Annotated in this window: 15 protein-coding genes; 3 read left to right on the plus strand and 12 right to left on the minus strand. The window is 71.6% G+C overall.

All coding sequences use genetic code 11. The features are described 5' to 3' along the window. Window positions 1-83: 83 nt before the first annotated feature. Both ABZ833_RS25385 and ABZ833_RS25390 read right to left on the minus strand, forming a co-directional pair. Window positions 84-3,665: a UvrD-helicase domain-containing protein gene (locus tag ABZ833_RS25385; RefSeq protein WP_361050834.1), complete on the minus strand. Its 3,582-nt coding sequence runs from the start codon at window positions 3,663-3,665 to the stop codon at window positions 84-86. A gap of 218 nt (window positions 3,666-3,883) precedes the next feature. Then, entirely contained in the window at window positions 3,884-4,408 is a 525-nt protein-coding gene (locus ABZ833_RS25390) for an MGMT family protein (RefSeq protein WP_361050408.1), read from the minus strand. 161 nt (window positions 4,409-4,569) lie between these two features. Here ABZ833_RS25390 and ABZ833_RS25395 point away from each other — a divergent pair, with 161 nt between their 5' ends. The 3 genes from ABZ833_RS25395 to ABZ833_RS25405 all read left to right on the plus strand — a co-directional run bounded on the left by ABZ833_RS25395 (window position 4,570) and on the right by ABZ833_RS25405 (window position 10,707). Beyond that, window positions 4,570-7,404, plus strand: coding sequence for a lysylphosphatidylglycerol synthase transmembrane domain-containing protein (locus ABZ833_RS25395; protein ID WP_361050411.1), 2,835 nt, complete (start codon window positions 4,570-4,572; stop codon window positions 7,402-7,404). Between the two features lie 86 nt (window positions 7,405-7,490). Further along, window positions 7,491-9,053, plus strand: coding sequence for an alpha/beta hydrolase (locus tag ABZ833_RS25400; RefSeq protein WP_361050414.1), 1,563 nt, complete (start codon window positions 7,491-7,493; stop codon window positions 9,051-9,053). Between the two features lie 88 nt (window positions 9,054-9,141). Beyond that, entirely contained in the window at window positions 9,142-10,707 is a 1,566-nt protein-coding gene (locus ABZ833_RS25405; RefSeq protein WP_361050417.1) for an alpha/beta hydrolase, read from the plus strand. Between the two features lie 82 nt (window positions 10,708-10,789). Here the strand turns inward: ABZ833_RS25405 and moeZ are convergent, their stop codons facing one another. From moeZ to ABZ833_RS25455, 10 genes are all read right to left on the minus strand, one after another. Then, window positions 10,790-11,968: an adenylyltransferase/sulfurtransferase MoeZ gene (gene moeZ / locus ABZ833_RS25410; protein WP_361050420.1), complete on the minus strand. Its 1,179-nt coding sequence runs from the start codon at window positions 11,966-11,968 to the stop codon at window positions 10,790-10,792. A 63-nt stretch (window positions 11,969-12,031) separates the two neighbouring features. Further along, on the minus strand, window positions 12,032-12,781 hold the full coding sequence (locus ABZ833_RS25415; RefSeq protein ID WP_361050422.1) for a spherulation-specific family 4 protein: 750 nt from the start codon (window positions 12,779-12,781) through the stop codon (window positions 12,032-12,034). Next, complete coding sequence (locus ABZ833_RS25420; RefSeq protein ID WP_249587894.1) at window positions 12,769-13,722, minus strand: NAD-dependent epimerase/dehydratase family protein; 954 nt, start codon at window positions 13,720-13,722, stop codon at window positions 12,769-12,771. The genes ABZ833_RS25415 and ABZ833_RS25420 overlap by 13 nt, the downstream gene beginning before the upstream one ends. Before the next feature lie 151 nt (window positions 13,723-13,873). Further along, a complete protein-coding gene (locus ABZ833_RS25425) occupies window positions 13,874-15,112 on the minus strand; it encodes a hypothetical protein (protein ID WP_361050425.1) in 1,239 nt (412 codons plus the stop codon). Continuing rightward, on the minus strand, window positions 15,109-16,851 hold the full coding sequence (locus ABZ833_RS25430; protein WP_361050428.1) for a DUF3492 domain-containing protein: 1,743 nt from the start codon (window positions 16,849-16,851) through the stop codon (window positions 15,109-15,111). Before ABZ833_RS25430 ends, ABZ833_RS25425 begins: the two co-directional genes overlap by 4 nt. 201 nt (window positions 16,852-17,052) lie before the next feature. Next, window positions 17,053-18,705 (minus strand): ABC transporter ATP-binding protein, encoded by a 1,653-nt coding sequence (locus tag ABZ833_RS25435; RefSeq protein ID WP_361050431.1) that lies wholly within the window; start codon window positions 18,703-18,705, stop codon window positions 17,053-17,055. Next, the gene (locus tag ABZ833_RS25440; RefSeq protein WP_361050837.1) at window positions 18,702-19,691 is read right to left on the minus strand and encodes an ABC transporter permease; all 990 of its coding nucleotides are present in this window, start codon (window positions 19,689-19,691) and stop codon (window positions 18,702-18,704) included. The genes ABZ833_RS25435 and ABZ833_RS25440 overlap by 4 nt, the downstream gene beginning before the upstream one ends. 17 nt (window positions 19,692-19,708) lie before the next feature. Next, a complete protein-coding gene (locus tag ABZ833_RS25445) occupies window positions 19,709-20,701 on the minus strand; it encodes an ABC transporter permease (RefSeq protein ID WP_361050434.1) in 993 nt (330 codons plus the stop codon). Between the two features lie 20 nt (window positions 20,702-20,721). Continuing rightward, window positions 20,722-22,449 carry an ABC transporter substrate-binding protein gene (locus tag ABZ833_RS25450; protein WP_361050437.1) on the minus strand — a complete coding sequence of 576 codons (1,728 nt, stop codon included), beginning with the start codon at window positions 22,447-22,449 and terminating at the stop codon, window positions 20,722-20,724. A gap of 152 nt (window positions 22,450-22,601) precedes the next feature. Then, a complete protein-coding gene (locus ABZ833_RS25455; protein WP_361050440.1) occupies window positions 22,602-22,694 on the minus strand; it encodes an Ms4533A family Cys-rich leader peptide in 93 nt (30 codons plus the stop codon). Window positions 22,695-22,762: the final 68 nt, after the last annotated feature.

The following is a 22,762-nucleotide window of genomic DNA, read 5'->3' on the forward strand; positions in this document are numbered from 1 at the left end:
AGACTTTAGATGGCCTGTGAGGCTGCTATGAAAGCGGCTGCCGAGACGTGACGTTGGCCACTGGCGGTGCTGTTGCCACCACCTCACTCCACGACCTGCCGGCCCTCCGGCCGCGCGCTGCACGAGGCTCGGAAGGCGCAGTGCGTGCAGTGCTGGCCCGTGGTGGGCGAGAAGCGTTCGTCGAGGACCTTGCCTGCCGCGGTGGCGAGCAGGTCGCCCACCCACTCCCCTTCGAGCGGCTCCTGGGCCTGCACCTTGGGCAGGGTCTCGCCGCCGTCCTTCTTGGCGGCGCCCTGGCGCAGCTGCACCAGTTCCGCGCCGCCCGCCTCCGGACGCACGCCTTCGAAGGCGTCGTCGACCGCGCCCTCGCGGAGGGCGAGTTGATAGACGGCGAGCTGCGGGTGGCGGGCCACCTCGGCGGCGGTGGGTGCCTGTTTGCCGGTCTTGAAGTCGACTACGTAGGCACGGCCTTGCGCGTCCTGCTCGACGCGGTCCATGGAGCCGCGTACGCGGACTTCGTAGGGTCCCGCTTCGAGGGTCACGTCGAAGTCGTGCTCGCTGCTGACGGGGGTGCGGGCCGCGCGGTCCGTCACATGCCACTGGAGGAAGCGTTCGAGCGCCACGCGCGCGTGCCCCTTCTCCTGCTCCGACTTCCAGGGCGCGTCGAAGGCCAGCGTGTCCCAGACGGAGTCGAGGCGCTCCATGAGGACGGCGAGGTCGGCGGGTGTCGTGCCGGACGCGACCTCGTCGGCCAGGACGTGCACCACGTTGCCGAAGCCCTGGGCGGCGGTCGCGGGGGCGTCCGCCTTCACCTCGCGGCCCAGGAACCACTGCAGGGAACAGGTGTTGGCCAGCTGGTCCAGGGCGCTTCCGGAGAGGACCACGGGCTTGTCCCGGTCCCGCAGGGGGACTTCGCTCGCCGTCGGCTCGTACATGCCCCACCAGCGGTACGGGTGCGCCGACGGCACAAGGGGGCGCCCGTCGGCGTCGCTCAGCGCGGCGAGCCGGGCGAGGCGGTGGGCCGCTGCCTCGCGCAGGGGCTCCGAGACGCGGGGGTCGACGGTGGTGGAGCGCAGCTCGGCGACGAGCGCGGCGACGGACAGGGGGCGGCGCGGGCGGCCCGTTATGTCCTTGGGCTCGACGCCGAGTTCGGTGAGGAAGCGGGAGGGCTGGTCGCCGTCGTCCGCGGGCGCCTTGACTGCGGTGACGACGAGGCGTTCACGCGCGCGCGTGGCGGCCACGTAGAACAACCGGCGCTCTTCGGAGAGGAGCGCTCCGGGAGTGAGGGGCTCGGCGAGGCCGTCGCTTCCGATGCGGTCGGCCTCCAGGAGGGAGCCGCGGCGGCGCAGGTCGGGCCAGAGGCCCTCCTGGACGCCCGCGACCACCACGAGCCGCCACTCGAGGCCCTTGGAACGGTGCGCCGTCATCAGGCGTACGGCTTCGGGGCGTACCGCCCTGCGCGTGAGGGTGTCCGCGGCGATGTCCTGCGCCTCGGTCTCCTCAAGGAAGTTGAGGGCGCCGCGCCCGCCGGTGCGCTCCTCGGCGCGGGAGGCGTACGCGAACAGGGCGCAGACGGCGTCGAGATCCCGGTCCGCGTTGCGCCCGGCGGCGCCGCCGCGGCGTGCGGTCCGCTCAAGGCGGCGCGGCCACGGTGTGCCGTCCCACAGCTCCCAGAGCGCCTCCTCGGCGGTGCCGCCGCCCGCGAGCCGCTCACGGGCCTTGCGGAGCAGCGCACCGAGCCGCTGGGCACCACGCGCGTACGCGGGGTCGTGCGCGACGAGCCGCTCCGGCTCGGCGAGCGCGCGGGCAAGGAGCTCGTCGGAGGGCGGCGGAAGATGATTCCCCGCGGCACGCTCCTCCGCACGCAAGGCCCGGCCGAGGCGACGGAGGTCGGCGGCGTCCATGCCGGCGAGGGGTGAGGTGAGGAGGGTCAGGGCGGTCTCGGTGTCGAGCCAGGTGGGGGCGGTGGCTTCGGGGGCGGGGGCGGACTCGGGGTCGGCCAGGGCCCCAGCCTCGGGCTCGGGCTCGGGCTCAGCCTGTTTGGCCGCAGATTCGGACCCGGGATCGCCATCGGCATCGGCATCGGCATCAGCGGCGAGCCGACGCCCGTACTCGGGATCGGGATCGGCCAAAGCCCCGGCCTCGGTCTCCGAATCCGGACCGAGGTCGGCTTCTGCCCCAGCCGCACCCCCAGCCGCACCCGCACGCTCAGACTCAGTCGCGGCCTCAACCGCCGACTCCGCCCCAGGGCCGACCCCAGCCGCAGGCCAAGCATCAGCCTCACCCCCTGCCCCGGCAGGCGCAGGCTCGGACACCACCCCCATGGCCACCGCCCGCAGCGCAGTGAGCAACGGCGTGACCGCAGGCTCGTGGCGCAGGGCGATGTCGTCGCCGTCGACGTCCAGGGGGACGCCCGCCGCGGTGAGGCTGCGGCGGACCGCCGGGATCGTGTGGGCCCCCGCGCGGACCAGGACCGCCATCTCACCCCAGGGGACACCGTCCTCCAGGTGCGCGCGGCGCAGGATGTCCGCGATGTTGTCGAGCTCGGCGCCGGACGTCGGGTACGTGAACGCCTCGACGCGGCCGCCGTCCCTGACCGCCGTCAGGTCCCGGTGGGCCCGCACCTTCTCCGCGGGCAGCCTGGTCAGCGGCATGCGCCGGGTCAGCAGGCGCGTGGCCGCCAGGAGGCCGGATCCCGATCTGCGGGAGGTCGTCAGGACCTCCACCGGCGCCGCTGTGCCGTCCGTGCGCGGGAAGTCGTCGGGGAACTCCAGGATGCCGTTCACGTCGGCGCCCCGGAAGGTGTAGATCGACTGGTCCGGGTCGCCGAACGCGACGAGGGAGCGTCCGCCCCCGGCCAGCGCGTGCAACAGCCTCACCTGCGCGGGATCCGTGTCCTGGTACTCGTCCACGAACACCGCGTCGTACTGCGCGCCGAGCGCCCGCGCGACCTCGGGACGCCGCGCGAGCAGCACCGCGCGGTGCACCAGTTCCGCGTAGTCGAGCACTCCCTGCATGTCGAGTACGTCCAGATACTCCGCGAGGAACGCCGCCGCCGCGCCCCAGTCCGGGCGCCCCGCGCGGCGGGCGAAGGCCTCCAGGGCGTCGGGGCCGAGGCCCAGCTCACGGCTGCGGGCGAGGACCGCGCGCACTTCGTCGGCGAAGCCCCGCGTCGTCAGGCAGGCGCGCAGCTCGTCCGGCCAGCGGACGTGGGAGCGCCCCTCGCCCGCCAGGTCGATCTGGCCCGCGAGGAGCTCCCGTACCGCCACGTCCTGCTCGGGACCCGAGAGGAGCCGGAGCGGCTCGACGAACAGGTCCGCGTCCTGGTAGGCGCGGATGAGGGCGTAACAGAAGGAGTGGAAGGTCGTCGCCTGCGGGGCGTTGGCCGCTCCTATGCGCAGCGCCATGCGGTCGCGCAGTTCCACCGCGGCCTTGCGGCTGAAGGTGAGGACAAGGACCCGCTCCGGCTCCGTGCCCTTCGCGATCCGCGCGGCGACGGACTCCACGAGGGTCGTCGTCTTGCCCGTGCCGGGTCCCGCCAGGACGAGCAGCGGTCCTCCGGGGTGGTCAACCACCGCGCGCTGCCGTGCGTCAAGACGAGGGGGGTCCACGCGGACCGGCGGTGTACGCACCAGTCGATAGGCGCCCTGGGCCCCCTGTCGCACCTGGCGGTGCGACGGGTGCCGGGTGTGCCGGGCGGAAGAAGTGGAGCTCACGTGGGTCGCCGGTCCTGGTGGGTGTACGTGGTGAAAAACGGCTGCGCGATGGCTGCGGGGTGAGAGAAATGCGTGCTGTCGACGCTACGCCAGCGGGCGTGCGGGACGTGTGGCTTCCCCCGTACGGGCCACCGGTCCCCCGCGACGCCGCGGGATGGCCGAAGCTGTCAGGTGTGAGCCCCCGGAGCCTGCGGACGAGCGGCACCGCCGCTTCCCACCGCGCCGCCACGCACCGCGCCGCCGCCTCGACGCGAAGCCGTGCCGTCGCCGTCGCGCGAACCCGCGCCGCCGCCTCCGCGCGGATCGCCGCCTTCGCCCTCACCCGGATGAGCGCCGTCCCAGCGCGCCCGACGCATGTCCAGGCGCGGCACATGGCCCTCGGACGCGCGGCCCGCCTCGCGCAGCGGCGTGCCCTCCGCGCGGTAGTGGCCGAGCGCCCGCAGCTCGTGGCCCGGCAGCAGCCGGCCGTCCGCGCGCACCACGCGCCACCACGGAACCGCGTCCCCGTAGAGGGCCATCACGCGGCCGACCTGCCGGGGGCCGCCCTCCTCCAGCCACTCCGCGACGTCCCCGTACGTCATCACCCGACCCGGAGGGATCAGCTCCGCGACCTCGAAGACCCGCTCGGCGTACTCCGGGTACGCCGAGAGACCTTGCTCCGGTGGTGTGGCGGCTCCGCTCTCCTCGCTCATCCGCACCATCCTGCCGTACCCCACCGACACAGTGACGGGCCCGCGACAGAGTGTGCGGTACGAGACAAACTGGAGCTCGGTGAACACTTTGCGCCCCCGCATTGCACCCTGATGCCCCCCTCTGTCGGTACGGCATGCCACCATCGTGCGGGCGGTGACTGGTGATACGAGATCAAGAAGAGGCGACGGAGCAGCAGGATGTGCACCCCGATGAGTCGGCGGGCACCCCTGCGGCCGAGGCGCACCCGGACACCGGTGGGCACTCCCTGAACAAGCACGAGAAGTTCGAGAAGTCCGGCAAGGACGAGGACGGTCGGCCCGGAGCCGGGCAGGACGCCGGCGCCTCCCTCGTCCGGGACGACTGCGCCGACGACGAGGGAGCCCACACCGACCGCGTCGCCGGTGACGAACCGCTGCTCGCCGCGCGCGTGCACCGTCCCTCGGACCTGATGCGACTGCTCGTCGGCGTCCTCGGAATCGTCATCGTCCTCGCCATCGCCGCGTTCGCGCACGGCACGACGTCGGGTCTCGCCCAGGACATCGACAAGGGCACCGACCAGGCGCCCGACCTCCTGATCAAGTTCGCGGGCCTCACCGCGAGCATCGGTGTCCTGCTCGTCCCCGTCGCGTTCGCCATCGAACGCCTGGTCAAGCGGGACGGGCTGCGCATCGCCGACGGCGTCCTCGCGGCCGTCCTCGCGCACGGCGTGACGCTCGCCACCGACCTCTGGGTCGCCAAGGCCGCACCGGACTCCATCCAGGAGGCGCTGACCCGGCCCTCGCCAGGCGATCTGCACGCGCTCACCGATCCGGTGCACGGCTATCTCGCGCCCGTCATCGCGTACATGACCGCCGTCGGGATGTCCCGAAGACCACGCTGGCGCGTGGTGCTGTGGGTGGTGCTGCTGCTCGACGCTTTCACCATGCTCGTCACCGGCTACACGACGCCGTTCTCGATCATCCTCACGGTCCTGCTCGGCTGGAGCGTGGCCTACGGAACGCTCTACGCGGTCGGCTCACCGAACGTCCGGCCCACCGGCCAGACGCTCCTCGCCGGTCTGCGGCACGTCGGCTTCCACCCCGTGAGCGCGGCCCGCGAGGAGTCCCCCGACAGCGAGCACGACCGGGGCCGGCGCTACTTCGTCACGCTTGAGGACGGCCCGCCCCTGGACGTCACGGTCATCGACCGCGAGCAACAGGCGCAGGGCTTCTTCTACCGCGTGTGGCGCAGGCTCACGCTGCGCGGCATCACCCAGCGCCGCAGCCTGCAGTCGCTGCGCCAGGCCCTGGAGCAGGAGGCACTCCTCGCGTACGCGGCGATCGCGGCCGGGGCCAACGCCCCCAAGCTGATCGCCACCTCCGAGCTCGGCCCCGACGCGGTGATCCTCGTCTACGAGCACACGGGCGGCCGCACCCTGGACTCCCTGCCGGACGACGTCATCACCGATGAGCTGCTGTGCGACACCTGGCGGCAGGTGCAGGCGCTCCAGTCGCGGCGGATCGCGCACCGCAGGCTCGCCGGCGACGCGATTTTGGTGGATCGTTCCGGCACGGTGATCCTGACCGATCTGCGGGGCGGCGAGATCGCCGCGGGCGATCTGGTCCTGCGGATGGACATCGCGCAGCTCCTGACCGCCTTCGGCCTGCGCGTGGGCGCCGAGCGCGCGGTCGCGACCGCGGTCGACGTCCTCGGCCCCGACTCGGTGGCCGACTGTCTGCCGCTGCTCCAGCCCATCGCCCTGACCCGCTCCACCCGCGGCACCCTGCGCAAGCTCGCCAGGGAGCGGTCGCAGCGCGAGCGCGAGGCGGTCCTCGAGGCCTCCCGCAAGGACAAGCTGGCCCGCGCGGCAGAGGCGGACGCGACCGCGGCGGCGGAAGCGGCGGAGACGGTCGACGGCACCAAGGGCCCCGACCGCAAGACCGTGCGCGCGGAGAAGCAGGCCGAGAAGCAGGCCATAGACGTGGCGCTCGACCAGGCCCGCGAGGAGGACCTGCTCACCCAGATCCGCCACCAGGTGCTGCTCATCCGTCCGCAGGCGCCTGTCGAGCCCGCCCAGCTGGAGCGGATCAGGCCGCGCACGCTGATCAGCTTCATCGCCGGTGCCATCGGCGCGTACTTCCTGCTCTCGCAGCTCACCCACGTCGACTTCAACACGATCATCGGCGAGGCCGAGTGGGGCTGGGTCCTGGTGGCCGTGGCGTGCTCGGCGCTGAGCTACTTCGCGGCGGCGATGAGCCTGCTCGGCTTCGTGCCGGAGCGTGTGCCGTTCCTGCGGGCGGTGCAGGCGCAGGTCGCCGGTTCGTTCGTGAAGATCGTGGCGCCCGCCGCGGTGGGCGGTGTCGCGCTCAACACGCGCTTCCTGCAGCGCTCCGGGGTGCGCTCCGGCCTCGCGGTGGCGAGCGTCGGCGCCTCGCAGCTGTTCGGGCTCGGCTCGCACATCATGCTGCTGATGATCTTCGGTTATGTGACGGGCACGGAGAAGACGCCGTCCCTGTCGCCCTCCCGCACCGTCATCGCCGGTCTGCTCTCGGTCGCCGTGCTCGTGCTTGTGGTCACCGCGATCCCGTTCCTGCGGAAGTTCGTGGTCACGCGCGTGCGCTCGCTGTTCGCGGGCGTCGTGCCGCGCATGCTCGACGTACTGCAGCGCCCGCAGAAGCTGCTCACCGGCATCGGCGGCATGCTGCTCCTGACGCTGTTGTTCGTGCTCTGTCTCGACGCCTCCGTACGGGCCTTCAGCACCACGGAGATGAAGCCGCTGACCCTGGCCAGCGTGGCCGTGGTCTTCCTCGCCGGCAACGCCCTCGGCTCGGCGGCGCCCACGCCCGGCGGTGTCGGGGCGGTCGAGGCGACGCTCACCTTCGGTCTGATCGCGGTGGGCGTGCCCAAGGACGTGGCGGCGCCCGCGGTGCTTCTGTACCGGCTGCTCACGCTGTGGCTGCCGGTGCTTCCGGGGTGGCTGTTCTTCAACCACCTGACGAGGAAGGGCCTTCTCTAGGAGGAGGAAGGGCCTTCTCCTAGGAGAAGGACGCCGGTCCACGGAAGGCCGAAGCAGCCGTGCGCCCCGTCTGCGCCCCCCGCAGGATGGGGAGCATGCCCAACCTCAAGGCGCGTGCCGCCGCCACCGTCGTCCTGCTGTCTGCGACCCTCGCGGCCTGCGGCGGTGACGGCTCCAAGGACTCCGAGGCCTCCAAGGACACCGACCTGTCGGCCCAGGAGCTGAGCTGGAAGGACTGTCCCGCGCCCGCCGCATCCGAGGGCGGCGGTGAGGCCCCGTCCCCGCTGCCCGGCGGCGCCGAGTGGCAGTGCGCCACCATGAAGGCCCCGCTCGACTGGGACAAGCCCAAGGGGGACACCCTCGACATCGCCCTGATCCGCGCCGCGGCGAGCGGCGAGAAGGACCGGCGGATCGGCTCGCTCGTCTTCAACTTCGGCGGCCCCGGCGGCTCGGGCGTCACCACGCTGCCCGCCTTCGGAGAGGACTACGCCAAGCTGCGCACCCGCTACGACCTGGTGAGCTTCGACCCCCGGGGCGTCGGCCGCAGCGCGGGCATCGAGTGCGAGGACGACGAACAGCTCGACGCGTACTTCCAGGAGGACTCCACGCCCGACGACGACGCCGAGCGCAAGAAGCTCGTCGACAACGTGAAGAGCTTCAACGGAGCCTGCGAGGAGAACTCCGGCGAGGTGCTCCCCCACGTGCGCACCACCGACGCGGCCCGCGACATGGACCTGATGCGCCAGGTGCTCGGCGACGACAAGCTGCACTACTTCGGCATCTCGTACGGCACCGAACTCGGCGGCGTCTACGCGCACTTGTTCCCCGAGAAGGTGGGCCGGGCCGTCTTCGACGCGGTCGTCGACCCCACCGAGACGGCGGAGCAGGGCTCGCTCGGCCAGGCCGAGGGCTTCCAGCTCGCGCTCGACAACTACGCCAAGGACTGCACGTCGAAGGTCGACGACTGCCCCGTCGGCGACACCGAACAGGACGTCAAGGACAAGATCGCGGGGCTGCTCGAGGAGCTGGACTCCAAGCCGCTGCCCGCGCTGCCGCCGCGCAAGCTGACGCAGACCGCCGCCACGAACGGCATCGCGCAGTCGCTGTACTCCAAGGACTTCTGGCCGTACCTCACCGAGGGCCTCGACCAGGCGTACGACGGCGACGGCAGGATCCTGATGACGCTCTCGGACTCCATGAACGGCCGCAACGAAGACGGTACGTACAGCAACATCCAGGCCGCCAACATCTCCATCAACTGCGCTGACGACAAGGCGCGCTACACCCCGGAGTACGTCGAGAAGAAGCTCCCCGGGTTCCGTGAGGCGTCGCCGCTGTTCGGCGACTATCTGGCGTGGGGCATGGTCGGCTGCACCGACTGGGCGGTGGACGGCGCCGCCGAGCACCCGGACGTCAGCGCGCCGGACGCGGCGCCCATCGTCGTCATCGGCAACACGGGCGACCCGGCCACGCCGTACGAGGGCGCCAAGAAGATGGCGCAGGCACTGGGCAAGGGCGTCGGGGTCGAGCTGACGTACAAGGGCCAGGGGCACGGGGCGTACGACAGCAAGAACAAGTGCGTGCGCGGCGCGGTGAACGGATATCTGCTCGACGGCACGGTGCCCAAGGAGGGCACGGTCTGCTCGTGAGGACACCGGGGCCAGGCGGGCCCCCGAGACCCTTGTCAGCGGCCGTGCCTACTATGGCTTGACTGTCTTCCGAGGGGGGAAGCGCTCCATGCCGCGTTTCGTACGGTCAGCGGCCCTTGCCGCAGCAGGGGTCCTGGTCGCGGGGCTCGCCGCCGGCTGCGGCGGTTCCGGCGAGGACGGGGAAAGGGACGACGCGCGGCCCGCGCCGACCGGCCCCGAGCAGTCGCCGAAGCCCGACCCCTCCTCGACGCTGCCCGCCTCGCTCACCACCCAGAAGCTCGACTGGGGCGGCTGCAAGGCGACCGGCAGCGACCCGGCGCCCGGATCCGAGTGGCAGTGCTCGACCCTCAAGGTCCCCTTGGACTACGCGAAGCCGGACGGCGAGACGATCGACGTCGCCCTGATCCGCGCCCGCTCCACCGGCAAGGGCGAGCGCATCGGCTCGCTCCTGTTCAACTTCGGCGGACCCGGCGGCTCCGGCGTCTCCATGCTGCCGTCGTTCGCCGACATGTACGACACGCTGCGCGAGCGGTACGACCTGGTGAGCTTCGACCCGCGCGGGGTCGCGGGCAGCGAGGGCGTGCGCTGTCGCAGCGACAAGGAGACACAGGCCGCGGAGTCCGTCGACCTCACTCCGGACACCCCGGCCGAGGAAGCGGCGTACTTCAAGGACGCGGCCGACTTCGGCGCGGGCTGCGCGCGCGACTCGGGCAAGCTCCTCGGCCATGTCTCGACGGTCGAGGCCGCCCAGGACATGGACGTGATGCGCCAGGTGCTCGGCGACGAGAAGCTGCACTACATGGGCATCTCGTACGGCACCGAACTGGGCGGCACGTACGCCCACTTGTTCCCCAAGAAGGTGGGACGCCTCACCCTGGACGCCGTCGTCGACCCGAGCGCGGACTCGGTGGGCCACGCCAAGAACCAGGCACGGGGCTTCCAGCGCGCCCTGGAGAACTACCTGAAGTCCTCGGGCCAGGACCCGGAGGCGGGCTCGCAGAAGATAGTGCGCCTCCTGAAGCGTCTCGACGCGAAGCCGCTGCCCGGATCGGGCGACCGGAAGCTCACCCAGTCCCTGGCGCTCACCGGCATCACGGTCACCCTCTACAGCAAGCAGAGCTGGCCCGCCCTGACCCGGGGCCTGGAGCAGGCGGAGAAGGGCGACGGATCGGCGCTGCTCCAGCTGGCCGACGCCTACAACGAACGGGATCCGTCGGGCCGTTACAGCACGCAGAGCCACTCGCAGCGCTCGATCTCCTGCCGCGACGCCAAGGCGCGGACGACGCCCGCGGAGGCGAAGCAACAGCTCGGTGAGTTCCGCGAGATATCGCCGGTCTTCGGCGAGTTCATGGGCTGGGACACGGCGGGCTGGTGCCACGACTGGCCGGTGGCCGGTCTGCACGACTCCCCCGACGTGAGCGCTCCGGGCGCCGCCCCGGTCCTGGTCGTCGGCAACACCGGAGACCCGGCCACGCCTTACGAAGGCGCCCGCAAGATGGCGGACGAGCTGGGCAAGGGTGTCGGCGTCGAGCTGACCTGGAAGGGCGAGGGCCACGGGGCGTACGGCAGCGGCAGCGGCTGCGTGGACGACACGGTGAACGCCTACCTCCTGGACGGCAAGGCACCGAAGGACGGCACGGTCTGCGAGACCTGAGCCCCGGATCCCCAAGCCTTCAAAGAAGTGGGGCCCGCACCTTCAGCAAGGTGCGGGCCCCATCTCCGTTCAGGCGCTACGCCTAGTAGACCGGCTTGTCGGGCTCGATCTGGTTGACCCAGCCGATCACGCCGCCGCCCACATGCACCGCGTCGGAGAAGCCCGCGGACTTCAGCACGGCGAGGACTTCCGCGGACCGGACACCCGTCTTGCAGTGCAAGACGATCTTCTTGTCCTGCGGAAGGCTCTCCAGGGCGGTGCCCATGAGGAACTCGTTCTTCGGGATCAGCTTGGCGCCGGGGATCGAGACGATCTCCCACTCGTTCTGCTCGCGCACGTCGATGATCTCGATCTTCTCGTCCGCGTCGATCCACTCCTTGAGCTGCTTGGGAGTGATCGTCGAGCCGAGCGCCGCCTCCTGGGCCTCGTCCGACACGACGCCGCAGAAGGCCTCGTAGTCGATGAGCTCGGTGACGGTGGCGTTCGGGCCGCAGACCGCGCAGTCCGGGTCCTTGCGGACCTTGACCTGGCGGTACTGCATCTCCAGGGCGTCGTAGATCATCAGGCGCCCGACCAGCGGGTCGCCCACGCCGGCCAGGACCTTGATCGCCTCGGTGACCTGGATGGAGCCGATCGACGCGCAGAGCACGCCGAGCACGCCGCCCTCGGCGCAGGAGGGGACCATGCCGGGGGGCGGGGGCTCCGGGTAGAGGCAGCGGTAGCACGGGCCGTGCTCGCTCCAGAAGACGGACGCCTGGCCGTCGAAGCGGTAGATCGAACCCCATACGTACGGCTTGTTGAGCAGCACGCAGGCGTCGTTGACCAGGTATCGCGTGGCGAAGTTGTCCGTGCCGTCGACGATCAGGTCGTACTGGCTGAAGATGTCCATCACGTTCTCGGCCTCGAGCCGCTCTTCGTGGAGGATCACGTTCACGTACGGGTTGATGCCGAGGACCGAGTCCTTCGCCGACGCCGCCTTGGAGCGGCCGATGTCGGCCTGGCTGTGGATGATCTGGCGCTGCAGGTTCGACTCGTCGACCTCGTCGAACTCCACGATGCCGAGCGTGCCGACGCCCGCCGCGGCGAGATACATCAGCGCCGGTGACCCGAGGCCGCCGGCGCCGACACACAGCACCTTGGCGTTCTTCAGCCGCTTCTGCCCGTCCATCCCGACGTCGGGGATGATCAGGTGGCGGGAGTACCTGCGAACCTCGTCGACGGTGAGCTCAGATGCTGGCTCGACCAGGGGTGGCAGCGACACGGGGACTCCGTTGGTCGGTGTTTCGGAACGGGTGTTCTCTCCGTAACACTGCCACGCCCCTCTTCATTCCGAGACGCCCGTTCCGATGCGCGAGACGATTTCGTCCCAGTACCCGGGCATCGACTCCCAGGGGTCGTCCGCTCCCCCACCGTCCACGCGGTCGGTGAAGTAGATCGTCGAAGCGCCCTGCCAGCGTGCGATGCGCAGCGCCTCGTCGAGATGGCCGCGCGGCATGCCGTGCACGAAGTGGCAGAAGCGCTCGGGCGGATAGTCGGCGGTCCACTCGGCCACCTGTGACCAGCGGTAGTCGCTCCAGGGGCCGGAGAAGGTCACCAACTGGTCGGCGGATTCGGCGTATCCGGGATACGGATGGGTGCCGTGGCCCAGGACGATGTGCGCGTCGTCACAGAGCGCGCGCAGGGTCGTGACCGTCCTGCGCACCTCCGGGAGAGCGGCGCGCTCGGTGGGGCAGCGGTCAAGGGAGAAGCCGTCGACCTGGTACCAGTCGAGGTAGCGGTGGGCGTCGGAGACGAGCTCCCCGAAGCCGCGTGCTCCGTACATCACGTCGAGGTGACCGAGAACACGTACGCCCGCGTTCCGCAGCCGCCCCGCCGCCTCCAGGCAGTGCGGGTCGGGGCGGTCGCCCGGTCCCCTGCTCACGTTCAGCACGACCCAGTGCAAAGGGGCACCGGGGCGAGTGAGTTGGGACCACTCGGCGGGGGCGACGAGAGGGTGCGCGAAGCCCGGGATGCCGAAGCCGAGACGTACGTCGGTGTGTGCGGTGCCTGTGGCTGTGCTGGTCAGATGCGGCATGCCGCCTCCATCCAGATGTCGGCGAGTGATTCTTCGAGGTTGATCCGGGGGCGCCAGCCGAGCCGGTCGCGCGCGGTGCGCACGTCGGCCTGCTGCCAGCTGCCGCACCCGTCGGGGTAGGGGTAGGCGGCCGGGCTCCCGTGGTCGGATTCGGTGCGGGGGTGCCCGATGGATTGCCTCAGGCCCACTTGGTCGAGCTCGTGCAGCGCTCCGCCGTACCCCGCGACGCGCGCAAGGACGGCCGCCGCGTCACGCAGCCGCACGGCCCGGCCCGCGCCGATGTTCACGATCCCCTGGGCCGCGGAGAGCGAGGCCGCGTGCACGGCGCGCGCCACATCGCGTACGTCGATGAAGTCCCGCTGCACGCCGAGGCCCCCGAGCTTGAGCTCGCCGTCACCGGCCTGCATGGCCCGCCGCATGGCCTCGGCGAGCCGCCCGAGCGGCGATCCGGCCGGGGTGCCGGGGCCCGCGGGCGAGAACACCCGCAGGACGACGGCGTCGAGACCGGACCCGAGGACCAGCTCGGTGGCCGCGAGCTTGCTGACTCCGTACGGCCCGCCGGGCCTGGGCACGGCGTCCTCCGCGGTGGAGGACCCCGGCTGGCTCGGCCCGTACTCGGCGGCGCAGCCCAGCTGCACCAGGCGCGCCCCGCATCCGCTGCGGCGCAGGGCCTCGCAGATCGTGGCGACGGCGACGGTGTTGTGCCGGGTCAGCTCGCGGGCACCGCCACGGGTGGCCCCCGCGCAGTTGATGACGACTCCCGGGTGCACGGCGTCCAGGAAGCGGGTGAGCGCGCCGGGGCTGCCGCTCGCGAGGTCGAACCGTACGTCCGAGTCGTCACCGCGGCCGAGCGCGGTGAGCTGCACCGCCGGGTCGGCGAGCAGCCGGTCGGCGACGAACCGGCCGAGGTATCCGTTGGCTCCGATCAACAGCACCCTCATCGGGCGGCTCCCGGCTTGGATTCTCGGATGCTGGGGGTGCTCATCTGGCGTTCTCCTTCAGGGGGTTGCCGTAATTCACGGGGTAAGGCCCGCGGTGTCGGCCCCGCGGGAGAGAAAGATTTCGAGTGGCCGCCGACCGCGGCGCGCACGCTCAAGGCGCCCCGTCGGCATGCGCGGACGCCCGGCTGAGCACCCGCGAGGAATGGAGCAGCAGCACGCCCGCGGCGGCGCCGCACGCGACGACGGGCACGACTCCGGACCCCCAGGCCCGGACCGCCCCCTCGACCGGGGCCGCCAGCCACGCACACCCGGGCAGCCGCCCGGCGAACACCGAGGCGAGCGCAACCGCCTCCGCCGCTCCCGCGGCCCCCAGCATCAGCAGGGGCGCCCGCATGAATCCGTACGAGGAGAGCAGCCGGGCGAGCAGCAGCAGCGCGCCGAGCGCCCAGGCCCCGGCGGACGCCGGCACCCCATAGGCGGCGCCGGCCCCCATGAGCAGTGCTCCCAGGGCGCACAGGTACAGCGCGACCACGCACAGGAGCAACGGCCGGACAGAGGCGGTGAATTCGGTGAGCCCCCGGCTGAGCGAAAGACGTCGCCGTGCCCCCACGGAGAACAGCCGCGCGCACCACAGCGCGGGCGCGACAGCGAGCGAGAGCCCCAGTGCGGCAGCGGTCGACGGCGCCCAGGGTCCATCGGGCCCGCCCGATACGGCGGCCCGCAGCAGCCCGTCGCCGAAGAGGGCGTACGCGACGAGAAGGCAGACCCACGCGCGCGTGGCCGGTACGACATGGTGCGCGGTCCGCAGCGGGCCGTACCGAAGAGCCACGCGCAGAGCGACGGCCACGGCGAGCGCTCCGCCGAGCCCCACCGCGAGCCGCGCACGCCCCTCGCTCAGCTCCCACCCCACGGCGGCGATCGCGCAGGCCACACCCGGCAGCAGGGCGAACAGCGCCCACCCGGCGGGCACTTCGGGCGCCCCTTGAGAGGGAGGCACATCGGGGACGGCACGCTCCTCCTCGTCACGCGGCACGCGCGCGTACATCTCCTCGGCGAGCGCGAACACGTCCCGGTGCCTGAACCGCGCCGCGGTGCGGTCGGTCACTCCGTGCGCCTCAAGACCCGCGGCGATCTCCAGCGGGTCGACGGCACGCTCGCACAGCTCTCGGTGCCGGTGCATCAGCGCCTTCACGGGGTCGACGGCTCCGCGCCGCGCGGGCTTGGCCCCCATTCCGGCTCCGGCGCCACCGCCCATTGCCGTCCCCGTCCCCCGCCAGGCCGCGGGCTCCCGCACCAGTGCCGCGTCGGCCACCAGTTCCTCCGAGCGCACATCCCACCCGCCGGGGCTCCCCGGAGCCCGTGGCGCGTCCGTCTTCTGCTGCTCGCTCATACGCCCGCCCCCTTCAACCGCTCCGGCAACCGCTCCGGCCCGTCCGCCTCTTGCGCCCAGCTGGGCGCGCCTCCCGGGCCCGAGCCCGCGTCACCGCCGCCCGCGGCGACCGCCCACCGTCCCGGCACGTACGCCTCCGCCGGGTTGCCGAACGGCACCGGCTCGCCCGCGTCGTCGACCGCCTCCCTGCGCACCGGACAGTGCGAGACGATCTCCAGGTAGATGCCGCGGAACGCCTCGATGTTCTGCTCCACGGTGAACAGTTCGAGCGCCCGCGCACGCGCCGCAGCCCCGAGCCGCTCGCGCCGCCCGGCGTCGCGCAGCAGCGCCACGCACGCCTCGGCGAGCGCACGCGGATTGCGCGGCGGCACCACGAGACCGGTGCCTCCGATGACCTCGACGACCGCGCCGACGTCCGTGGAGACCGTCGCGCGCCCGCAGAACATCGCCTCGACCAGGCTGATCGGGAAGCCCTCGACGACGCTCGAAAGGACGACAACGCTCCCCGCGGCATACGCGTCCTCGAGGTCGGGCACCTCGGGCGCACCGATCTCCTCGAAGGACACGGGGTTGTCCCCGACGGCGTGCGCGCCCTGGGCCTCGTCGGGGAAGAGCTGCGCGGCGAGCGCCTTGCAGTGCGCGAGGTAGGCGGCCGCTTCCTGGCCTTCCGCGGGCGCCCCGACGATGCGCAGCCGCGCCTTCGGCTCCTCCTTGCGGACCTCCGCGAAGGCGTGGAGCAGGGAGATCAGGTCCTTCGCGGGCTCGATGCGTCCGACCCAGAGGAGGGTGTCGGGGTCGCCCGGGTCCTCCCGGTCGCCGACCTCCGCGAAGCGCGAGGCCTCCATGCCCGGATAGACCGTGCGCAGCTTCGCCCGCTCGGCGCCGCACCGCTCCTGCCAGCGGCGGGCGTGCGTGTTGCCGGGGGTGACGATCGTGGCCTGGCGGTACACCTCGGCGGCGAGCCTGCCGTGGAAGGAGGTGAGCAGCGCCCGCGCGGGTGCGCTCAGCGCTTCGTCGCCGGTCGCGAGGTAGTGCGCCCTCAGCTGTATGCCGTACTCGGTGACCAGGAGCGGCACCCCGGAGAAGTGCTTGGCGAGGAGGCCGGGGATCGCTGCCGGGCCGCCGGACGTGGCGTGGCACAGGTCCACCGCGCCGAGGCCGTCGTCCCCGTACCAGTCGAGGGAGAGCGGCCGCAGGGCGCGCTCCAGGAGGCCCGCCACGGCGAGGAGGTCGGGCACGCGCGCGGTGCGTGCGGCGCGGAGTGCGCCCGGCGCGCGGCACGCGCCCTCCAGGGCGCGCACGGCAGCTTCGGAGCGCAGTGCGCCGACGAGGCCGCCTTGGTCCCTTGCCAGTTCGGCGAGGCCGTAGAGCGCACTGCCGAAACGGTCCGCCAACGCGTCACCAGCATCGGAGGCCCCCGCGGCGGCACCCGCCCCGGAGTCACAGACCACCGCGGCCAGTTCGCCGAAGCACTCCGCGAAGCGCCGCCGCGCCCGCCGTCCGTACCCGGCGCCGAAGGCGATGCCGTCGTCGTCGACCGTCCACAGGGGCGCCGTGCGCACGCGGTTCACCTGGGGCGGCAGCTCGATCCAGCCCTGCGCCTCCTGCCGCTCGCTGCGGCTGAGGGCGTAGATGTCGAATTCGTGCTGCCCGAGCCCGCGCACGAGCCGGTCGCACCAGAGCCTGGCGTCACCGCTCACATACGGATAGCCACCCTCCGTAAGCAGTCCGATGCGCACGCGTACACCCCCGATCTCCCATATGGAGAGCCGCCGTTGGACCAGCGGCTCGCAGCGGGACGAACGTATGCGGACATGACGGTGGCGTGATGGACGGTTGTCCATCACGCCACCAAAAGGGGTGAACGGCCGTAACTTTCCCGTGCCGGTAGCGTTCCGTCGCGCTATGACACCGAGAGAGCGCTCTTTCGCTACTGAGCGTTAAGCTGCGGCCAGCTCCCTGCGGGCCGTGCGACGCTGCGCCGCGGCCTCCGGATCGAGCGCGGGCACGGCGGCCAACAGCTGTTTGGTGTACGCCTGTTGAGGCGAGCCGTAGACCTCGTCGACGGAACCCTGCTCGACGATCCGCCCCTGCCGCATCACCGCGACCCGGTCGCTGACCTGGCGTACCACCGCGAGATCGTGCGCGATGAAGACGAGCGCGAGGCCGTACTCCTGCTGCAGTTCGGCAAGCAGAGCCGTCACTTGCGCCTGCGTGGTCACGTCGAGCGCCGACACCGGCTCGTCGCACACGATGATCCGCGGCTCGGCGGCGAGGGCCCGCGCGATCCCGACGCGCTGGCGCTGGCCGCCGCTGAACTCGTGCGGATAGCGCCCGTAGTACGCCGGATCGAGCCCGACGCGCTCCATGAGGTCGCGCACGCGAGCGCGCACCACGGAATCGTCCCGCTCACCCCGCGCGCGCAGCGGATCGGCGATGGACTCCCCGACGCCGCGGCGCGGATTGAGCGAGGAGACGGGGTCCTGGAACACCATCTGCACACCGGCCAGCGTGCCACCGCCCGACTTCTCCACGCCGCCCGGCCTCTCCGCGCCGCCCGGCTTCTCCTCGCCCCCGCCGTGGCGGATCTCCCCCGCCGAGGGTTCGAGCAGCCCCACCAGCATCCGCCCGAGGGTGGTCTTGCCGCTGCCGCTCTCCCCCACGACCCCGAGCGTCTCTCCCCTGCGGACGGTGAGCGACACCCCGTCCACGGCGGCGAACGCGCGCTTGCCGCGCCCGAACTCCCGCCGCAGACCGACCGCTTCGAGGACCACGTCACCCGGCGCGCGCGAGGCCGCCTCGCGCGGCGCGTCCACGCGGGGCACCGCCCCGAGCAGCTCCCGCGTGTACGCCTCCTCGGGCGCCCCGAGGACCTCGCGCACGGGCCCCCGCTCGACGGCCCGCCCGTGCCGCATGACCAGGACGTCGTCGACGCTCTCCGCGGCGACGCCCACGTCGTGGGTGACCAGGAGCAGTCCCGTCCCGGTCTCGGCCCGCAGCGTGTGCAGCAGGTCGAGGATCTGCGCCTGCACGGTGACGTCCAGGGCGGTCGTCGGCTCGTCGGCGATCAGGAGCTCGGGCTCGCAGGCGAGCGCCATGGCGATGAGCGCCCGCTGCCGCATGCCGCCGCTGAACTCGTGCGGCCGGGAACGCGCCCTGCGAACAGCATCCGGAATGCCCACCCGGTCGAGCACCTCGACGGCACGCGCGCGTGCCGCCCGGCGCGAGGCTCCGGTGTGCACGCGGTACACCTCGGCGATCTGGTCGCCCACCGCGTAGTACGGGTCGAGGGAGGACAGCGGGTCCTGGAAGACCATCGCCGCCTTCCCGCCCCGCAGCCGCCGCAGCTCCTCACCGGACGCTTCCTGTACGTCGATGCCGCCGACCCGCACCGTGCCGCCGACGCCCGCGCCGGTGCCCCGGTGGAGCCCGAGCAGTGCGGAGGCCACCGTGCTCTTGCCGGACCCCGACTCGCCGACCAGGCCGAGAGCGGCGCCCTTCTCCAGCGTGAAGGAGAGCCCGTCGACGGCACGGACGTCCCCGAAGTCGACCACCAGGTCAGTCACTTGGACGAGGCTTTGGGCCGGACTCATGACAGGACCACCCTTCGGTCGGCCACCGCGTACAGGACGTCCGCGACGGCGTTGGCGAGCACCACGAAGAAGCCGGTCACCAGGACCATGCCGACCACGACCGGCAGATCGACGACCTTGACCGCGTGCACGAGTTCGCGCCCCATGCCGGGAAGCCCGAAGAGCGTCTCGCTGAGCACGGCGCCGCCGAACATCGACCCGAAGTCGTTGGCGCTCAGCGCGATGACCGGGGCGACCGCGCCCCGCAGGGCGTGCTTGCCGATGATCGAGCGCTCCCCGACGCCGTACGCACGGAAGGTCCGCACATGGTCGTCGGCGAGGGTCTCCAGCATCGAGGCGCGGGTCAGGCGCGCGTACTTGGCGGCCTCGATCAGGGCGAGGGAGAGCCAGGGAAGCAGCAGGTTCCACGCCCACTGCTGGGGGTCGTCGGTGAACGGGACGTACTGCGGGAAGGGCAGCCAGTTCAGCTGCCCGCAGACCACGATCATCAGCAGCAGGCCGATGACGAACACGGGCGTGGCCGTGCCCGCGAGCGTGACGGCGGTCAGGACGCGCTCGGTGACGCGCCCGCGCCGCCAGGCGGAGAGGACTCCCGTGCCGACCCCGAGGATCAGCCACATCACCATGGCGCCCAGCGCGAGCGACCCGGTGACCGGCAGCTTCGTCAGGATCAGCTGGGTGACCTGCTGGTCGCTCTGGTAGGAGAGCCCGAGGCAGGGGGCGTCGCAGTGCTCCACGCCGGTACCGGTCGAGTAGTCCTGGCCGGTGACAATGCCCTGGAGGAAGTCCCAGTAGCGGACGTACACCGGGTCGTCGAGCCGCAACTGTTCGGAGACCTGCGCCACTTGCCCCGGTGAGCAGCGCGGGCCGCAGGTGATCTGCGCGACGTCGCCGGGAGCGACGTAGAAGACCGCGTAGATGATCACGGAGATGGCGAGCAGCGTGACGAGAGCGCCCACCGAGCGCCTCAGGAGGAAGCCGGTCATGCTGTGCGGAAGGCCTGTCATGCCTTGCCCTCCCGCTTCCGTCCGGTCCCGATCCGCAGCCGCGACGCGGCCCGTGGGTCGAGCGCGGTCCGCACGCCGTCCCCGAGGACGGTCAGCGCGAGCACGGTCACGAACAGCGCCCCTGCCGGAAGCAGTAGGTACTGCGGCGCCGCCTGGTACCAGATGTCGGCCGAGGTCAGCATCTGCCCCCAGGAAGCGGTCGGCGGTTTGACGCCGACGCCGAGGAAGGAGAGCGCGGCCTCCACGGTGATGTTCATCGGGACGAGCAGCGCTGCGTAGGTGATGACGGGGGCGGCGAGCCCCGGCAGGAGTTCGCGGCGCGCGATGCGCCAGGTGCTCCAGCCGCTGAGCCGGGCAGCGGCCACGTAGTCGAGCTCCTTCAGGGTGATGGTCTGCGCGCGCACGATCTTGGCCGTGCTGCCCCAGGCGACGAGCCCGATGACCAGGGCGACCAGGACGGGACGCGGGAAGCCGCTGGGCACGATCGCCATCAGGGCGAGCGAGAGCACCATCAGCGGCATGGCGACGATGACGTCGGTGGCGCGGCTGAGCACCTGGTCGACCAGGCGGTTGCCGAGCCCGGCCGCGAGGCCGACGCCGACGCCGAGCAGCACCTGCACGAGGGTCGCGGCGAGCGCGACGCCGAGGGAGACGCGCGCGCCGTGGACAAGGCGGGCGAACAGGTCGCGCCCGGTCTGCGGTTCGACGCCGAGCCAGTGCTCGGCGCTGATCCCGCCGAACGAGCCGATGGGCACGCCCCCGCGCCCTGAGTCGATGAGGTCGGGGTGGTACGTACTGGGGTCCTGGCCCTCGATGGCGGTGAGCAGCGGCGCGGCGAGCGCGACCAGGACGAGAAGCGCGACGACGGACGCCGCGACGAGGGCGGCACGCTGCGCACGCAGCCGCCGCCAGAACTGACGGGCACCGGAAGTCGGGGCGGGCGCCTGCGCGCCCGTCCCCGCCTCCGAGGCCAACAGGGCCTCGCTCATGGTGAGTTGAACCGTTCGCCCTACTTGACCGCGACCTGGGAGACGTCGAGGACGCCCGTCCAGTCGCTGATCACGATGTTCTTGACGTCCTTGCCGTACAGGCGCTTGTAGACCGGGTGGAAGAGCGGCACGGTCAGGGCCTGCTCGCCGATCTTCTTGTCGAGGGTGCCCCAGCGCTTGGCGGCCGCGTCGAGGTCGGTGAGCTTGTTGATCTCGTCGATCTCGTCGTTGACGGACTTGTCGTCCAGGAAGCCGGTGTTGAAGTTGGCGCCGTCCTTCACGATCTGCCGCCCGTCGAAGATCGGGGCGAGGAAGGGGCCGCCCGAGGGCCAGTCGGCACCCCAGTGGGCGAGGAAGAGGCCCGGCTCGTCCTTGGCGCTGTGCACCTTGTCCGAGTAGTCGTTGTCCTCAAGGCCCTCCAGCTTGACCGTGATCCCGGCCTTCTTCAGGGCGTCCTGGATCGCGGTGGCGATCTCCGGGCTCGTCTCGAAGTCCTTGGCGTTGGAGTGGGTGAGCGTGATGGTGAGCCCGTCCTTGTGACCGGCTTCCTTCAGGAGCTCCTTGGCCTTCTTCGGGTTGCCGGCCTTGCCCGCCGGGAAGTGGTCGTACTTCGTGTATCCGAAGGACTTCTGGTTCGGCAGATACGTCGTCGCGGGCTCGGCGAGCGAGGAGCCGCCCGCGGCGTTGACCACGGACGAGCGGTCGACGGCGTACGAGATGGCCTGGCGCACCTTCGGGTCGTCGAAGGGCTTCACCTTCGGGTTGAAGGCGAGGTAGTTCGTGTATCCGAAGTGCCCGGTGCCGACGCGCGAGGCCAGGGCCTTGTCGCCGGTGACCTTGGCGAGTTCGGCGGGGCCGAGGTTCGTGTCGGTGGTCACGGCTGCGGCGTCCGCGCCCTGGCCCGCCGAGAGCCGCTGGTTGATGACGGACGAGTTGAGGCCGGAGCGCACGTCGATCTTGTCCGGGTAGGCCTTGCGCTCGGGGTCGGTCTTCGCCGACCAGTGCGGGTTGCGCTCCAGGGTCAGGCGCTCCCCGTCGTTCTCGTTCTTGACGACCTTGTAGGGGCCCGAGGAGACCGGGTGCTCCTCGTACTTCGTGCCCTTGTCCTTGCTCTTGGGGACGGGCGTGAACTGCGTCTGCGTCGCCAGATAGGGGAATTCACCCTCCGGCTTGTTCAGATGGAAGACGATGGTCCGCTCGTCGGGCGTCTCGATCGACTCCAGACCCTTGCCGCTCTTGTCCTTGTAGGGCCCGGCGTACTTGTCGCCGCCGATCAGCCAGTCCCTCAAGTAGGGAGCGCCACCGGAGAGTTCACCGGCGAAGGAGCGCTCGATGCCGTACTTGACGTCGGCGGAGGTGATCGGCGAACCGTCCTCGTACTTGAGCCCCTTCTTCAGGGTGTACGTCCACACCGTGGCGTTCTTGCTGGACTTGCCGAGGTCCGTGGCGAGGTCGGGCACGACCTCCGAGCCCTTGGCGCCGTCCTCGCGGTTGCGAGTGGTCAGGGTGCGGAAGACGAGCGAGGGGACGTTGCCGCCGCCGGAGGTGTAGAGCCTCGCGGGGTCGAAGTCGACCTGCGGGTCGCTGTTGAGGACGGTGAGCGTGCCGCCCTTGGCGGGCTTGCCGTCGGCGCCGCCGCTCCCGGCGTCGTTGTCCTCGGGGCCCGCGCAGGCGGCGGCGCCCGCTGCCAGGACGAGGCTGACGGATGCCGCTGCCACGCGGCGGGCTATGACGGACGATTGACGCATGGGAAAGGACCTCTCGGAGAACCAGCAGGGGAAAGGAGCAGAGCTCGCCCCGGGGTCGCCGATGAAGGTCAGTCAGGACCGCAAAGGGTGCAAAGGGCACACAAGTTGCACAAGGTCCGGAGAGAAAGCGACGCACGCGCCAGGGGCGGGCGTCAGCAACAGTGGATGTCGGACACGCAGAGCGCGCTCACGCCGAAGAGCGCAAGCTCAAGGGCTGCGCGCGAGGAGGCGTGACGAGGCGACATGCGGAGAAATATGAACGAACTTGTCGCGGATGTCAAAGCTGCCGACCGACGCCGCCCATCGAGAACCG

This window comes from Streptomyces sp. NPDC047525 (assembly GCF_040643025.1).
Lineage (GTDB): Bacteria > Actinomycetota > Actinomycetes > Streptomycetales > Streptomycetaceae > Streptomyces > Streptomyces durmitorensis.